General features: G+C 61.9%; 11 protein-coding genes. 6 read left to right on the top strand and 5 right to left on the bottom strand.

The window, feature by feature from the left end; genetic code table 11:
* Positions 1-112: 112 nt before the first annotated feature.
* Positions 113-1,480, bottom strand: coding sequence for a hypothetical protein (locus QZL87_RS07030; RefSeq protein ID WP_184100674.1), 1,368 nt, complete (start codon positions 1,478-1,480; stop codon positions 113-115).
* A 620-nt stretch (positions 1,481-2,100) separates the two neighbouring features.
* On the opposite strand from QZL87_RS07030, the gene QZL87_RS07025 reads away from it, so the two are divergent.
* Positions 2,101-3,483 carry an MFS transporter gene (locus QZL87_RS07025; protein ID WP_184100672.1) on the top strand — a complete coding sequence of 461 codons (1,383 nt, stop codon included), beginning with the start codon at positions 2,101-2,103 and terminating at the stop codon, positions 3,481-3,483.
* Between the two features lie 11 nt (positions 3,484-3,494).
* On the opposite strand, the gene QZL87_RS07020 is transcribed toward QZL87_RS07025, so the two are convergent.
* The gene (locus QZL87_RS07020) at positions 3,495-3,974 is read right to left on the bottom strand and encodes an Lrp/AsnC family transcriptional regulator (protein WP_246427305.1); all 480 of its coding nucleotides are present in this window, start codon (positions 3,972-3,974) and stop codon (positions 3,495-3,497) included.
* A 116-nt stretch (positions 3,975-4,090) separates the two neighbouring features.
* Between QZL87_RS07020 and QZL87_RS07015 the strand changes: the two genes are divergently transcribed.
* Genes QZL87_RS07015 through QZL87_RS07005 form a run of 3 tightly spaced genes read left to right on the top strand, consistent with a single transcriptional unit; the run spans position 4,091 to position 7,645 of the window.
* Positions 4,091-5,329, top strand: coding sequence for a thiamine pyrophosphate-dependent enzyme (locus tag QZL87_RS07015; protein WP_295325764.1), 1,239 nt, complete (start codon positions 4,091-4,093; stop codon positions 5,327-5,329).
* 11 nt (positions 5,330-5,340) lie between these two features.
* Positions 5,341-6,348, top strand: coding sequence for an alpha-ketoacid dehydrogenase subunit beta (locus tag QZL87_RS07010; RefSeq protein ID WP_276569296.1), 1,008 nt, complete (start codon positions 5,341-5,343; stop codon positions 6,346-6,348).
* A 1-nt stretch (position 6,349) separates the two neighbouring features.
* Positions 6,350-7,645: a dihydrolipoamide acetyltransferase family protein gene (locus tag QZL87_RS07005; protein WP_184100668.1), complete on the top strand. Its 1,296-nt coding sequence runs from the start codon at positions 6,350-6,352 to the stop codon at positions 7,643-7,645.
* A 131-nt stretch (positions 7,646-7,776) separates the two neighbouring features.
* Here the strand turns inward: QZL87_RS07005 and dmpG are convergent, their stop codons facing one another.
* Positions 7,777-8,808 carry a 4-hydroxy-2-oxovalerate aldolase gene (gene dmpG / locus QZL87_RS07000; RefSeq protein ID WP_184100666.1) on the bottom strand — a complete coding sequence of 344 codons (1,032 nt, stop codon included), beginning with the start codon at positions 8,806-8,808 and terminating at the stop codon, positions 7,777-7,779.
* Positions 8,805-9,746, bottom strand: coding sequence for an acetaldehyde dehydrogenase (acetylating) (locus tag QZL87_RS06995; protein WP_184100764.1), 942 nt, complete (start codon positions 9,744-9,746; stop codon positions 8,805-8,807). The genes dmpG and QZL87_RS06995 overlap by 4 nt, the downstream gene beginning before the upstream one ends.
* 249 nt (positions 9,747-9,995) lie before the next feature.
* Between QZL87_RS06995 and cofH the strand changes: the two genes are divergently transcribed.
* Both cofH and QZL87_RS06985 read left to right on the top strand, forming a co-directional pair.
* A complete protein-coding gene (gene cofH, locus QZL87_RS06990; protein WP_184100664.1) occupies positions 9,996-12,359 on the top strand; it encodes a 5-amino-6-(D-ribitylamino)uracil--L-tyrosine 4-hydroxyphenyl transferase CofH in 2,364 nt (787 codons plus the stop codon).
* Positions 12,360-12,377: 18 nt separating this feature from the next.
* Positions 12,378-13,163 carry a hypothetical protein gene (locus QZL87_RS06985; protein ID WP_295325761.1) on the top strand — a complete coding sequence of 262 codons (786 nt, stop codon included), beginning with the start codon at positions 12,378-12,380 and terminating at the stop codon, positions 13,161-13,163.
* A 139-nt stretch (positions 13,164-13,302) separates the two neighbouring features.
* On the opposite strand, the gene QZL87_RS06980 is transcribed toward QZL87_RS06985, so the two are convergent.
* Positions 13,303-15,720 (bottom strand): TonB-dependent receptor, encoded by a 2,418-nt coding sequence (locus tag QZL87_RS06980; protein ID WP_184100660.1) that lies wholly within the window; start codon positions 15,718-15,720, stop codon positions 13,303-13,305.
* Positions 15,721-15,793 lie beyond the last annotated feature (73 nt).

The raw sequence follows: 15,793 nt of genomic DNA, 5'->3' as shown, positions 1-15,793 counted from the left end.
AAATCAGGCTATCTTGAGATCGGACTCTTGTCTTTCGATTCGGCCCGGCGATGCTTGGCGGGCATCGAGCCGAAAGCGCACGTGACCGCCGATAAATCTAGGAGAATCTCGCTCAGGGCATAACGAGCTGAGAGCTAAGATACTCCAGACCCAAAATCCCGCGCTTCGCTATGTGACGGCGAAAATCCGCCTGCAAACGTTCGAGCGCAGCCTCGTCGTCCTGGGGGAAGGCGTAACGCTCCAGGAGGACCGGTTTTCCGAATCGGATGTGGACTTCCGCTCCCTCGCGCTTCTGGCTGGTCACGGGAAGGCGCTGGATCGCCGCGAATGTCCATTCGCCGTAGAGGCCCGCTCCCGAGGCAATGGCATGATCGATATCGTGCCATTGCCCATCGCCGGCGGGCTCGACCTTCATCCCGAGGTCGGACATGGACAGAAACGCCAGGAGCTGGTCGGCCTCCTCGCTGTCCATCACATCTTCCATGGATATCCGGGGCACATTGGTCTTGTGATGCGCCGACAAGGTCGCGAGTGCCGTCGCATGTTCCGCTAGTGCGGCATACATTGGCTGGCCTTCAAGCGCATCGAGATGGGAAATCGCGCCGAGGATCGGCCGATCGCCGATCGAAACCCTGAGATCGATCTCGCCCTGCCCGGTCCAGCTCAGGAAGCGCAGCATCCTCTCGAGGTCGATCGGCGAATGGCGCGCCGCAGTATCGAAATGCGCCTTGAACTGCGGCTCGCCGCTCAGCGGCCAGATGATGTCGAAGAAGGGTGCGCGAATGCGGATCTTCTGCTTGTCCTCGGGAATATTCGGAAGGCCCGGGGCGATGACCTCGCCAGCCAGGTCGATCCAGATGCCATCGGGACCGCGCAACCTGATGTCGCACACCGCCGAAGGCAGGGCCTGCATGCTGGCGAAATTCGCGGGACCTTCAGGGACAGGAAACGGGAACGGGAGATCGATACCGAAACGACGCAAGCTGAGCCTGATCGAGGCGAGCGGTATCGAGGGGGTCAATCCGAGCTGGTGGTCGATCAATTGCTCGATCGACACCGAGGGGCCGATGCTCAGGGTTCCGACGATATCCGGGCCACCGTGCAGCTCCTGTTTCGCGGTCGCATAGTGGGGGCCGGCCGACCTGACCTGGTCCGCCATCCAGTCCAGCAATCCATCCGCGTCATGACGGTCCGCTTCGGACATCGTGAAGCTGAAGCTGAGCTTGTTGAAACGCCCCTCGGGCGTCCCGTTGCGCGTTGCCTCGCGAGCACGCTTGAGCACGCGCGCCATGAGCTCATCCCAGAAATGGACCCCGTACCAGGCGTCGCAGCCATCGCTCCCTTTCGTCAGGAGCAATGCGAAGCAAGGCGAAGGCGAGCGCGCGAGCTTGAGCGCATTGCTCAATTTCATGGTGACGCGCAGCCCCTCCACCTTGTGACTCTTGGTCTGTACGAAGATCGCCGGGAGCGGCCGCTGCATGTCCGCCGAGATGCCCGCGACCGGCCGGTGGGGGGAATTCGACGATATGGTCCCACCCATGATCGTCTTCGCCCGGTTCGTTGCAGGTAACCCCCTGATCCGAACAGAGCGTGCTGAACCTCTTTTCCGCCGACCGGCCCGCAAATCGTCCCATCCCTCGGCGATACGCGGTTCCGACCATCAGCGCCAGTGGATGTCGGGTCAGTCCGGAGGAGCCGCACCTTCCGCCTTGAGGAGATCCGGAAGCTCCTCGGACATAAAGTCCCGAAGATGCTGAACCAGCCGCCGCATTTCGCGAACGGTTATGTTGGCTCCGGCGTTCCGGAGACGCTTGGCGGCAACCCGGTATGTCTGCTCTATATCGGCCGGCCCCTTGGGCGGCCGGGACCGGCTTGCCTCGTCGAGCGACCGCAGGAATTCGGCGAAGGTGCAACTATGCCTTGCCGCAACTTTTGAAATCTCGTCACGAGCCGCAATCTCGCGCGCAGGCCCAACCATCGCCGCTATTCACTTGACATATGTCAAGTTGAACTCGCAATGCAACGTCGATGGCACCGAGAAAGAGGCCGCAGCGTGATAGCGCGAACCGGGTCGTCAGCAATGAGTGGGAGCAGCCCTGAATGACGACCGAGACGCTTTCCGAGCAATCCTATCCCCGACGGTCGCACGCGATGGTGGTCATCGCCATCCTGATGATCGTGACGCTCCATTCGCGCCTCGACCAGCAGTTCCCTGCCCTGCTGGTCAAGCCGATCCGCGACGCGTTCCAGATCAGCGATACTCAGGTCAGCCTGTTTCAAGGGGCTGCTTTTGCCGTGATCTATGCGATTGCCGGCCCGCTGTTCGGGCGGCTGGTGGACCGCAGCAATCGCCGAAATCTGATCATCGTCGGGATCCTCTTCTGGTCGGTCATGACGATCTGGTCGGGCTATACGACCACCTATGCCCAGTTGGTGATCGCGCGGATGGGCGTCGGAGTCGGCGAAGCCATCCTCGCGCCAGCTGCCTATTCGATGATTGCCGATTATGTCGAACCCGCAATCCGCGGCCGGGCGATCGCCATTTACATGACGTCGCATGCGCTTGGAACAGGCCTGTCGCTGATGATCGGCGGAGCGGTCGTCGGATCGATGAGCGGGCAATCCAGCGTCGTCCTACCCTTACTGGGCAGTTTCGTTCCGTGGCAGGCGGCATTTATATTCGTCGGTGCGCCGGGATTGATCACCGCGCTTTTGATGTTCGGCGTGAGTGAACCGGTCCGCCGCGACGACCAGCCCGACGTTTCCGCTGCCGTTGATTCCAAGCGCACGTCCGCCGACTTCTGGAAGCATATCCTATCGGAACGACGCGCCTTCACCTGCGTGCTGATCTCTCAAGTCGCGATCGCCTTTGTTGGCAATGCTCTCGTTCCCTGGATTCCCTCGGTGTTCCAGCGCATGCACGGCTTGCCGATGGAGACCATCGGGCTGATCGTCGGAATACAATTGATTGTTGCATCGACGATCGGCTTTCTCCTGTGCGGTTATCTGGGGGACCGCTGGCACAAGCAAGGACGCCCTGACGCGCGGCTCGCGCCACTATTCGTTGGCGAGGCGCTATTCATCCCCTGCGTCATTCTTTGGCCGCTGATGACGAACGTCTACTTGGCGTTCTTCTTCCTCGGCCTGCAGATGATCGCCCATGTCACCGCGATCGGCACGCTGCCGCTGGTGACGCAGGACGTCGTTCCCAACCGCATGCGCGGGCAAGCGGTGACGATGATCCTGCTCGTCACCACCCTTCTCGGCTGGGCGGTCGGGCCCACGGCGGTCGCGCTGTTTACCGATTATGTGTTCCACGACGACAACGCGCTGCCATATTCGATCATCTGCACGACGGTGCCGGTCGCGCTGCTGGCGATTGCCGTTGCCTGGTGGGGGCGCGATTCCTATATCGCTGCACAGCAACGCCTGCACGCGCAGCCGGCAGGCAATCCGATCGCCCCTGCTCCACCCCGAGCTTGACCCTGCGGGAATCAGATCGGGATCGCCGTCGTCATCTTCACCTGCTTCAGCGAAAAGCTCGAGTTGATCGAGCCCACGCCGGGGAGGTGCAGAAGGACCTTTTTCAGGAAGCGCTCGTAATCTTCAATGCTTCGCGCGACGATGCGGAGAACATAGTCGCTGTCGCCGCTCATCGAGAAACATTCAACGATTTCGGCGTGGCCACGGACCACATCCTCGAACTGTTCGAGGATCGCCTCATCATGATTGCGTATCTTGATGTTCGCAAAAACATTGACCGGATAACCGAGCGCGACGGGATTAAGGATTACCGGCCGCCCCATGATCAGGCCGGCATTCTCCATACGCCGCAATCGCCGCCAGCAAGGAGTGTGCGAAAGGCCGACCCGTTCGGCGAGGTCGACCATCGACAGTTGGGGTTCGGTCTGCAGGCACTTCAGGATCTTTCGATCGAACGCGTCAATTTTTGCCGTCATCGCCGCCCCTTGCATCTGTTGGAACTATAAACTCGAAATGGAATAATTATTAGGATGAAATTTTAATACTTCGCCCATATCGAGGCAATCTTGCAAAGCGATTGCACTCTGCGCAATATATATCACATCGCGTGTCGATCTTATCAAACAGCGAGGCCCTGCGCCTCCACATCCCGAACCCTGTTGCGCGCCCTGGCGAGATTCCCAGCTTTTCGCACTTGCGGTTCAGCGATGCGGGTGAGATTGCGAAGCCGTCCATCGACGCCGACGAGTCCGGCCTTCGCCACCTCCCCTATGGCCTTATTCGCATCCTGGACGACCAGAATGCGGCCGTGGGGCCGTGGAATCCGTATCTGGACAGCGAAGCGCTCATCGCCGGACTGACGGCAATGATGCGGACGCGCGCCTTCGACGATCGCCTGTTTCGTGCGCACCGCCAAGGCAAGACGAGCTTCTATATGAAATGCACCGGCGAGGAGGCCATCGCCGTCGCCCAAAGCATGGTGCTCGGCGCCGACGACATGTGCTTTCCCACCTATCGCATGCTCGGCTGGCTGATGGCGCGAGGCTATCCATTGGATAAGCTGATCAACCAGATATTCTCGAATGCGGCCGATCCGTTGCGGGGCCGTCAGCTGCCGATCCTTTATTCGGCGCGCGACTATGGATTCTACTCGCTGTCAGGGAATGTCGGAAGCCGCTTCGGCCATGCCGTTGGCTGGGCCATGGCCTCGGCCTATCGCCGCGGAAAAGCGATCGCGCTCGGGATGATCGGCGAAGGAACGACCGCCGAGGGCGACTTCCATGAAGCGTTGACCTTTGCGGCGGTCTATCGCGCCCCTGTCATCCTTTGCGTCACCAACAATCAGTGGGCGATTTCCAGCTTTTCGGGGATAGCGGGCGCTGAAACGACGACCTTCGCCGCCAAGGCACTGGCCTACGGCATTCCGGGACTGCGGGTCGATGGCAATGACTTTCTCGCCGTCTGGGCGGCGACGGCGTGGGCCGCCGAACGCGCGCGCCACAATTGCGGGCCGACGCTGATCGAGCTTTTCACCTATCGGGCCGACGGGCATTCGACGAGCGACGATCCGACACGCTACCGGCCCGTCGAGGAAGCTTCCCTCTGGCCACTCGGCGACCCGGTGGATCGATTGACGCAGCATCTCTATGCCACGGGCGCCTGGGATGCCGAAAAACACGACGCACTGTCCGATGCGATCGAGGTCGAGGTGCGCGCCGCAATCAAGACAGGCGAAGCGGTCGGGACGCTCGGCGTATCGAAGCCCCCCGTTTCGGAGATGTTCGAGGGCGTTTTCAAGGAGCCCGACTGGCGTGTGATCGAACAGCGGCGCGAGCTTGGGATCTAACCATGCCGACGATGACAATGTTACAGGCGCTGAACAGCGCGCTCGCCGAGAAGCTCGCCAACGATCCCGATGTCCTCATTTTCGGCCAGGATGTCGGCTATTTCGGCGGCGTGTTTCGGGTAACCGACGGACTCCAGTCGCGCTTCGGTCTCGAACGCTGCTTCGACGCTCCCATTTCGGAAGGCGGCATTGTCGCCGCGGCGATCGGAATGGCCGCATATGGATTGCGACCCGTTCCCGAAATTCAGTTTGCCGATTACATACTTCCCGCCTTCGACCAGCTCGTTTCCGAGGCGGCTCGCCTGCGCTACCGCTCGGCTGGAGAGTTCTGGGCGCCGCTCACGGTACGGTCTCCCTACGGCGGCGGCATATTTGGGGGGCAGACGCACAGCCAGTCACCCGAAGCGATCTTCGCCCATATTACCGGCCTAAAGACGGTGATCCCCTCGACGCCCTTTGATGCGAAGGGGCTGCTGATTTCGGCGATCGAGGACGACGATCCCGTGATCTTCCTGGAGCCCAAGCGGCTCTACAATGGTCCCTTCGACGGGCGCCACGACCGTCCCGTTCCGACCTGGCAGGGCAACCCGGCGGCCGAGGTCCCGGAAGGATTGTATCGAATCCCGCTAGGCACGGCGGCGCGCGTTCGCGAAGGCGAGGCCGCAACCGTCCTCGCCTATGGCACGATGGTGCATGTCGCACGCGCGGCTATTGAGGAAAGCGGCATCGATGCCGAACTCATCGACCTGCGCTCGATCGTCCCGCTCGATATCGATACGATCGTCGCATCGGTGAAGAAGACCGGACGCTGCGTCATCCTGCACGAGGCATCGCGTTTCGGCGGTTTCGGCGGTGAGTTGTCGGCGCTCGTCCAGGAACGCTGCTTTTATCATCTCGAAGCCCCGATCGAGCGCGTCTGCGGATGGGACACACCTTACCCCCATGCATTCGAATGGGATTATTTTCCGGGTCCTGACCGGCTCATCAAAGCCCTTCGCCGCGTCATGAGGAATGACTGAAATGGCCCGTTATTCATTCCGTCTGCCCGATATCGGCGAAGGCATTGCCGAAGCCGAGATCGTCGCCTGGCACGTGCGTGTAGGCGAGCGCGTCGAGGAAGATGCGCAGCTTGCCGACATGATGACCGACAAGGCGACCGTCGAAATGGAATCGCCGGTTTCGGGGATCGTCGTCGAACTGGCGGGCGAGGTCGGCGACCTGATCCCGATTGGTTCGACGCTCGCCGTGATCGAGACCGACGGCGATGCCGAAGCGCCGCCGGCTGATACGCGGGCGGAACAGGAGGTCGTTGCGGAAACGCCGGGTGCTGAGGAGATTTCGGTGGCCGAGGTCGCTGCCACGGTGGCCGCTCCCGCGCCGGCGCCGGCGCCGGCGCCCGCTCCGGCACCGGCCCCGGTGCCCGCCGCCGCCGAGCACAGCCGCGCCGTGCTCGCATCGCCGGCCGTCCGCGCCCGCGCCAAGGACCTCGGTGTCGACCTTTCGCAGGTTCAGGCCGAAGGCGACCGCATCCGCCACGCCGATCTCGATGCCTTCCTGCGCTACGGCGGTGGGCAGGGCTATCATGCGCCCGGCGCCAGCCGCGCGCGCGCCGACGAACCGGTCAAGGTCATCGGCATGCGCCGCAAGATCGCCGAGAATATGGCGGCGTCGAAGCGTGCGATCCCGCACTTCACCTATGTCGAGGAAATGGACGTCACCGCGCTCGAAGAGATGCGCGCCGACCTCAACGCCAACCGCGGCGGGCGGCCGAAGCTGACGATGCTGCCCTTCCTGATCGTCGCGATCTGCCGTACCATTCCGCAGTTTCCGATGATCAACGCGCGTTACGACGACGAAGGTGGCGTCGTGACGCGGTACGGTGCGGTGCATCTGGGCATGGCGACGCAGACCGACGCGGGCCTGATGGTTCCGGTCATCCGCGACGCGCAGGACAAGAATGTGTGGCAGCTCGCGAGCGAGATCACGCGCCTTGCCGAAGCCGCGCGCACCGGCAAGGCGAAGGTCGAGGAGCTGACCGGCGGTACGCTGACCATCACCTCGCTCGGCCCACTCGGCGGGATCGCGACCACCCCGGTGATCAACCGGCCCGAAGTGGCGATCATCGGCCCGAACAAGATCGTCGAGCGCCCCGTCTTCGCCAAAAATCCTCAGGGGGGCGACGAGATCCGCCGCGCGAAGTTCATGAACCTGTCGATCAGCTGCGACCACCGTGTGGTCGATGGCTGGGACGCGGCGAGCTATGTGCAGGCGCTCAAGAAGCTGATCGAAACGCCGGTTTTGCTGTTCGCGGATTGATCAATCCAACCCGTTCGTGTCGAGCGAAGCCGAGACATTCCGAAGGCGCGCGCTGACGATGGGCATCTCGACTTCGCTTGATGCGAACGGATTTGTTGGTTCGGTTACAGTCCCCTAGCCCCAAGAACTCGTCAGGCCGATCGCTCGCGTTGCTGGACCAGGTCGAGCGCCACGTCGAATATCATATCCTCCTGGCCGCCGACCATGCGCCGGCGTCCCAGTTCAATCAGAATTTCCCTGACGTCGAGGTCATGGGCCACGGCAGCCGTCTCGGCGTGGCGCAGGAAGCTCGAATAAACCCCCGCATAGCCGAGACTCAAGGTTTCGCGATCGACGCGTACGGGTCGATCCTGAAGCGGCCGGACCAATTCGTCGGCGGCATCCATCAATGTAAAAAGATCGGTGCCATGCGACCATCCATATATGTCTGCGACGGCTATGAAGACTTCGAGCGGCGCATTGCCCGCTCCCGCCCCCATGCCGGCAAGCGATGCATCCACACGGATCGCACCATTCTGCACCGCGACCACCGAATTGGCGACGCCCAGGCTGAGGTTGTGATGGGCGTGGATGCCGCGCTGGGTTTCCGGTTTCAGCGCCCGGTCGTACGCGGCGAAGCGTTCGGCCACCATGTCAGTGGTCAGCGCACCACCGCTGTCGGTCACATAGACGCAGTGCGCACCATAGGCTTCCATTAGCTTGGCTTGCTCGGCCAGCTTGTCCGGCGGCGACATGTGGCTCATCATCAAAAAGCCCGACACATCCATCCCGAGTTTGCGCGCAGCCTCGATATGCTGTTTGGAGACATCGGCTTCGGTGCAATGCGTGGCGACGCGAACCGAACCTACGCCAAGGTCGAAGGCGTGTTTGAGGTCCTCGACCGTACCAATGCCCGGGAGGAGCAATGTCGTCAAAATACTATGGTCGAGGACATCGGCGACCGCCGCGATCCAGTCCCAGTCCGTGTGAGCACCGAAGCCGTAATTCAGCGACGATCCTCCAAGCCCATCGCCATGTGCAATCTCGATCGCGTCGACCTTCGCCGTGTCCAGCGCTTTCGCAATCGCCTGGACTTGATCGAGGCTGTAACGGTGCCGAATGGCGTGCATGCCATCGCGGAGGGTGACGTCCTGAATATAGAGCTTGGAGGTTACGGCATTCATGACGCGGCTTCCTTCATCCGGTTGGCGATCAGCTCCGCCGTCCTCAATGCCGCCGACGTCATGATGTCGAGATTGCCCGCATAGGCCGGAAGGTAATGAGCCGCGCCCTCGACCTCGAGGAACACGGTAACCTTCAGCCCGGAAAACTCGGCGTCCAGATCCGGTATCCTGATCGGGCTGTTGTGCCCGATCCGCTCGAACTGCACCGCCTGTTTGAGCCTGTATCCTGGCACGAAGCTCTGCACCTCATCGACCATTGCATGGACCGACGCTTCAATGGCCCGCTCGTCGGCCTCTGCGCAAAGACAATAGACCGTATCCCGCATGACAAGCGGCGGTTCGGCGGGATTCAGGATGATGATCGCCTTCGCGTGCTTCGCTCCGCCGATTTCGATTATCCCACGCGCAGTCGTTTCGGTGAACTCGTCGATGTTCGCACGTGTTCCGGGGCCGGCCGATCGGGACGCGATCGACGCAACGATTTCGCCATATAGAACCGGAGATATGCGGTTTACGGCCACCACGATCGGAATGGTCGCCTGCCCACCGCATGTGACCATGTTGACGTTGGGCCGATCGAGACTGGCCGCGCCATTCACCGACGGGACGTTGAAGGGGCCAAGCGCGGCGGGCGTCAGATCGATGACCCGCTTCCCATGCTGTTGCAAAACGCGGTCGTGGGCCGCGTGCGCCGACGCGGTCGTCGCGTCGAACACGATATCGATCGCTGAAAACAGGTCGGACGCCAAAAGCCCGTCCAGGCCCTTCGATGTGGTAAAAATCCCCAGCCGTTCGGCGCGCGCCAGCCCCTCGGAAGCCGGATCGACGCCGACCATGGCGGCCATCTCCAGACGCTCGGACAAGCGCATGATCTTGACCATCAGGTCGGTACCGATATTGCCCGAACCCAATATCGCAACTTTTGCCCTGGCACCCATTTTGACAACTTCTCCCAGATGCCGTTTCGTCCCGCTTGCCGATGTGACCATTCAATTGTCATGTGTCAAGCAAAAGGCCGCCACAATCGCGAGTGGCTTTGACATCACATACCGACTCGCGCTTCCTTGAAGGTATGGATTTTGGCTGAAAAATAGATCCATCTGCGATAATGGACGACCCGTGCAGCATCATGACTTTACGCATGTAAACAAATCGGTGATAGTCTGCGGCACCCAAACGGATAGGGAATGATGACGAATTCAGTTGAAACTCTGCTGCAGCATGCCAGGCAGCTCCGCACCAGCGGTCACGGATCGATCCAGACCTGGTCGCCGAAGGTCTTCATTCCGCTCACGCAGCTTTGCCGCGATCGCTGCCATTATTGCACTTTTGCCCAGCATCCGCGCAAAGGGCAGGCCGCCTATCTGACCCGGGCCGAGGTCATCGCCATCGCCATCGCCGGACGCGACGCGGGCTGCACCGAAGCCCTCTTTACGCTGGGCGACAGGCCCGAGGATCGCTTTCCATCGGCGCGCGCCGAACTCGAGGCGCTCGGACATCCATCGACCCTGTCCTATCTCCGCGACATGTGCGCGGCGGTGCGCGACGAGACGGGATTGCTGCCGCACATCAACGCCGGGGTCATGTCGAGCGATGAACTCGCCACGCTGCGCCCCGTCGCCGCATCGATGGGGCTGATGCTGGAGTCGGTGTCTGAGCGCCTGTGCGCGAAGGGCGGTCCGCACTATCGCTCGCCCGACAAGCTTCCAGCCCGGCGACTCGAGACGCTGCGCTGGGCGGGCGAACTGTCGATCCCGTTCACGACGGGAATATTGATCGGCATCGGCGAGACGCGGCAGGAACGCATCGATACGCTCGACGCGATCAACGAATTGCACACGCGCTATGGGCACATCCAGGAAGTCATCGTCCAGAACTTCCGCGCCAAACCGCGCACGCCGATGGCCGGAGCGCCCGAACCCGATCTCGACGATCTGCTGTGGACCATCGCGACCGCCCGGCGGATTTTGGGTCCGAAAGCGAATATCCAGGCACCGCCGAATCTTTCGTCGGACGATTTCGGCCGGCTGCTCGATGCCGGGATCAATGATTGGGGTGGAATTTCGCCGGTAACGCCCGACCACGTCAATCCCGAACGTGCATGGCCGGAGCTGCCCGTTCTGACGCGCGCGACCGAAGCCGCGGGCCTGACACTCGTACGCCGACTGCCCATCTATCCCGCGTTCGCTCAGAATATGGATCGTTGGCTCGATCCGGCGATGATATCCGCGACGCTTCGCGCGATGGACGGCGAAGGCTATGCACGCGACGATCGCTGGGCACCGGGGACAATGATCGCACCGCCCGCCATCCGCACCCAGGGGGCGCCGATTTCGCACGACATAGCGATGATCGTCGAGCGCGCGCTGGCCGGTACGTCGCCCGACGAAGAAGAGATCGTCCGGCTCTTCGCCGCCCGCGGCGCCGAGATCGACCGGGTCTGCGCCGCAGCCGATGCGCTGCGGACGCGGATCCAGGGCGAAACGGTGACCTATGTGGTCAACCGCAATATCAACTATACCAATATCTGTACTTACAAATGCGGCTTCTGCGCCTTTTCCAAAGGGGCGCGAGCGGCCGCCAACGATCGACCCTATGATCTCGATCTGTCCGAAGTCGCGCGGCGCGCGCGCGAGGCGTGGGAGCGCGGCGCGACCGAGGTTTGTCTCCAGGGCGGAATCCATCCCTCCTACACCGGCGAGACTTACCTGGCGCTGCTTCACACCGTGCGCGAAGCCGTACCGGACATTCACATCCACGCTTTCTCGCCACTCGAAATCATGCACGGCGCGAATACGCTCGGGCTATCGCTGGACGACTATCTTGCGCGGCTGCGCGACGCGGGCCTGAACACGCTTCCCGGCACTGCGGCCGAAATCCTCGACGATGAGGTGCGCCGGATCATCTGTCCGGACAAGCTCGACAGCGCGCAATGGCTTGAGGTGATGGCGGCAGCGCACCGCATCGGCCTCCAAAGCACCGCAACGATCATGTTCGGCCATGTCGACAACCCGCGGCACTGGGCCCGTCACCTGCTCCGCATTCGCGACCAGCAGCAACGTTCGGGCGGCTTCACCGAATTTGTCCCTCTGCCCTTCGTCCATATGGAGGCGCCGATCGCGATGCGCGGCCGCGCGCGGCTGGGGCCGACGTTTCGCGAGGTTCTGCTGATGCATGCGATCGCCCGCCTCGCCCTTCACCCCCACCTGACCTCGATCCAGGCGAGCTGGGTCAAGCTGGGATCGGGCGGCGTCGCCGCATGCCTCGCTGCGGGGGTCAATGATCTGGGGGGCACGCTGATGAACGAGAGCATCTCGCGCGCTGCGGGAACGCAGCACGGCCAGGAGATGTCGCCGGCGGCGATGGATAGGCTGATCCACGATATCGGGCGCATTCCACGCCAGCGATCGACGACCTATGGAGATGTCGCATCCGATGTACAGGCTCGCGGACGCACTGCTATTCCGCTGACCGCTCCCATCCAGACTCCGCCACGAAAGCTGCGGACCGCTGCTCCCGACCCGAACGCGGATCTTGCTTTACATGAGTAAAGTTCATAGGAGAGGATGATGCGCGCAAACACGCTTCAGGCGGCGCCGACAGTCGAGCGCGACAATGGCGATGCCATCGGCCGCGCTCTCGTGCACGACTTCTTCGGCCGCGGGCACCAGCTCGACGCGGGGCCGCAAGTCTATCTTGGCCAGCAACTCGACGAAGGGTCGACGATCTACGCCCATTTCCATGACGTCGACCAGTTTCAGGTTATCGTTCTCGGCAGCGGCCGTTTCGGGCGCGTGCCGGTCCAGCCGATCACGATCCAATATGCCGACGCTTTTGCGCCATATGGACCGATCGTTGCCGCACAAGACGGGCTTGGCTTTTTCGTCTTTCGCCGCCGGGCCGCCACAGGCGGCTGGAAGATGCCCGGGAATGCACGCCTGATCCCCAGGCCCATGGGGCGCCGGTTTTTCGTCAATGTCAATGACTGGCAGACGCCTCCCCAAGAGGGCGGCATCTGCAAGGAACATCTCTGGGGTCCAGCGGCGGATGGTCTCGCGATCGAGCTGTTCCGATTGCCCCCCGATGCAACTGCCGCCATTCCGGTCGGGGCGGCAGGAGACCTCCATTTGATGATCTGTAGCGGCAGTCTCCAGCATGACGGAGCGCATCTGCCTGAACTGTCGGTGCTCCTGCCCGACGAAGGCGATGACAAGGCGACGATCACCGCCGGCGGCGACGGTGCCGTCGTGCTGGCCCTGAAATTCCCCGTACCATCGGACAGGCCAGGTTCCGGTCCTGCGAAGGGCATCGGCGACCACGACTCCTATGTTCGGGCAATCGATCCCACCGGTTAAGCCGCGCGCCTACCATTTCCTGAAGAGCAGCCCGCGTGCCCCGCGAACGGCAAGCGACTCTCGACCGAATAGCAAAGGGCATGAGCGCCTTGCGGTGTTCATGCCCTTTCCCGTTTGAGTTATTGGTGCGAGAACGCTGTCAACGTTCGCCGCCGAACGGTACGCGCAGTTCCACCCCCCACATCCGGGGCTCACCGATGGCGGTCGCGAAGATGCCCAGGGTCGACAGGGCGGTAATCGCTGCGCGCGAATAATATTTGTCGGTGACATTGTTGACGAACAGCGAGAGATCGAAACCCTGGTTTGCGACATTTTCCCAGCTGACCCGCGCATTCACGATGCCATATCCCGGGACGACCCCCGCCGCGTTGTAGCAGTTCGTATAGATGACGTTGGCCGGAGCCCCGTCGACCGTACATTTCGGGGTGTTGATTTCATTTTGGGTGGTGAAGGATGACCGATAGGAATAGTTGGCGCCGATCGCCACCTTGCCCAAATTCTCGCCGACCGGTACTTCGTAGCGCGCGGCAAGCGTGATCTGGTGCCGCGACACGTCGTTGAATCGGCTGCCCGAAATGTCATTATTATAGATGATGCCCCCGACATTCACGGGGTCGATCCAGCGATCATATTTCGGTTTCAGATAGGCGTAGGATGCGTCGATATAGAAGGCATCGAACAGGCCAATATGCAATTCGGCCTCTCCACCATAGATCTGCGCCGAAGCGGCGTTGGTGGTGTAGTTGAAGGTCTGGTTGCTCCCCGAAAGAACGTTCGTCCGGCGCTGGATATCGCGGTATTTGTTGATGAAGCCCGCAAGTGTCAGGGACGCATCGACATTGTCGCTATGGAACCCGTGTTTCGAACCCAGCTCGAACGCGTCGACCGACTCCGGACCATAGGGGCTGGATGCAATCGTCAGGTTGGTAGCGGACGACGAGAAGCCGCCGGTACGATAGCCTCGGCGATAGGAGGCATAGATCAGATTATCAGCATCGATCTGCCAATTAAGGCTCGATTCCCAGGTCGGCCGGGTGAAGCTGACATCGAAGCGCAGGTTGCACATGTCGCGATCGTTGGGCCCGGTGACGGTCGGCTCCAACTGGCACACAAAGGTCGGGCTGCCCACCGCGATCTGGTCGCGTCCACGGCGGATCAGAATCCGCTTGTCGTGCGTGATGCGACCTCCGAGGGACAGCGAGAGTCCCTCGACAATGCCATTCAGCTCATAGTCGATATGCGCAAAGGCCGAATAGCTCGTGTTGCGCGCATCATAATCGCTTTGACGAAGCCGGTTGAGACCGTTGTTGTAGGCGCCGATCGCTTCCGAGCCGCGCGTCTGGAAATAATAGAGGCCGGCGACATATTTGAGCGGACCAGTCTCCCCGAGAATCTGCAGCTCTTCGCTGAACTCGTTGAGATCATCCTCGATGATCGAATCCTGGAGCGGAATCCGGCTGCCGCTGGCGAGCGAGATCGCCCGATCGAAAACGCCGCGATACCCGATAATGTTCTTGAGCGTCATATCCCCGCCAAGCCCGATCTCGGTCGTGTTCTGGATACTCCAGGTCCGGGTCAGGCCATTGTGATCCTGAACGGGAAAACCAGGCGTCTCCGCGTTGTTGATGATCTCATATTTGCCGAGCGACTGAATTTCCTCGAAGGCATCGATAATGGCCTGGCCCGCGGGGGGCCCAAGCTTGTTGAGTTTCCAGCCCTCGCCGCGCGACCGGCCGCGACTATAGGTGCCGATCGTCGTCGTTCTGAACCCGTCGCTCGGTTCCCATTGCAGGATGGCACGGGCACCGCCGCGTTCGATATTGTTGAACTTTCGCCCGTTCAGAATGTTCGTCAGATACCCGTCGCGATGCGTGTATTTGCCGGCTACGCGCAGGCCCAGCGTGTCGGTGATCGGCAGGTTGATCGCGCCTTCGATGTCGCGAAGCTCATAACTTCCGGCGGTGCCCTTCACATAGCCACCAAAGTCGGCGGTGGGCATGTTCGGCTGGATCAGAACCGCGCCGCCTGTCGCGTTGCGGCCGAAAAGCGTTCCCTGCGGCCCCTTGAGCACCTGCACCGATTCGATATCGAAGAAGCCCGAATTGAGGCCCTGCGACGCGTTCTGCGGCACTTCGGCAAAATAGACGCCGATCGACTGATCGGCGGCGATCGCCGGTTCGCCGTTCCGCTGACCGCGGATGGTAAAGATCAGTTGGCTGAAACCGCGCGTACTTCCCGAGCCGGTGGTGAGCCCTGGCACGACGCGCGCAAGATCCTGCGGCGTCAGGATGTTCGCACGCTCCAGACCATCGGCGTTGACCGCGGAGATCGCGACCGGCACCGAAAGCAGGTTTTCGGCGCGGCGGCGTGCGGTCACGACAATGGCGTTCGGATCGATCGCATCGGTCGGGGCGGCAGCCGATGCGGGCGCCGCAGGATCAACGGCAACGGGCTCGGCCGCGGGCGGCGTCTGTGCCCATGCGGGGGTTCCCGCCACCAACCCCATGGCCGTGCCTGCTATAAAAACGGGCGCCATGCGGCGACGTAATCTGGTCATGATTTTCTCCCTCTCCTCCCGCCGCGCAGCTTTTTGCTGATGGCTCGGCGTATCGCTGGGTGCCGCGATGGAG

The organism is uncultured Sphingopyxis sp., from assembly GCF_900078365.1.
Classification (GTDB): Bacteria; Pseudomonadota; Alphaproteobacteria; order Sphingomonadales; family Sphingomonadaceae; genus Sphingopyxis.
Note: the sequence above shows the minus strand (reverse complement) of the source record. Positions and strands in the feature narration are given on the sequence as shown.

What these genes read in the sequence shown, in the direction of transcription:
- QZL87_RS07005 (WP_184100668.1), top strand. Translation starts at nt 6,350, where the DNA reads ATGGCCCGTTATTCATTCCGTCTGCCCGATATCGGCGAAGGCATTGCC.
- QZL87_RS07020 (WP_246427305.1), bottom strand. Translation starts at nt 3,974, where the DNA reads ATGCAAGGGGCGGCGATGACGGCAAAAATTGACGCGTTCGATCGAAAG.
- QZL87_RS06985 (WP_295325761.1), top strand. Translation starts at nt 12,378, where the DNA reads ATGCGCGCAAACACGCTTCAGGCGGCGCCGACAGTCGAGCGCGACAAT.
- dmpG (WP_184100666.1), bottom strand. Translation starts at nt 8,808, where the DNA reads ATGAATGCCGTAACCTCCAAGCTCTATATTCAGGACGTCACCCTCCGC.
- QZL87_RS07010 (WP_276569296.1), top strand. Translation starts at nt 5,341, where the DNA reads ATGACAATGTTACAGGCGCTGAACAGCGCGCTCGCCGAGAAGCTCGCC.
- QZL87_RS07030 (WP_184100674.1), bottom strand. Translation starts at nt 1,480, where the DNA reads ATGCAGCGGCCGCTCCCGGCGATCTTCGTACAGACCAAGAGTCACAAG.
- QZL87_RS07025 (WP_184100672.1), top strand. Translation starts at nt 2,101, where the DNA reads ATGACGACCGAGACGCTTTCCGAGCAATCCTATCCCCGACGGTCGCAC.
- QZL87_RS06980 (WP_184100660.1), bottom strand. Translation starts at nt 15,720, where the DNA reads ATGACCAGATTACGTCGCCGCATGGCGCCCGTTTTTATAGCAGGCACG.
- cofH (WP_184100664.1), top strand. Translation starts at nt 9,996, where the DNA reads ATGATGACGAATTCAGTTGAAACTCTGCTGCAGCATGCCAGGCAGCTC.
- QZL87_RS06995 (WP_184100764.1), bottom strand. Translation starts at nt 9,746, where the DNA reads ATGGGTGCCAGGGCAAAAGTTGCGATATTGGGTTCGGGCAATATCGGT.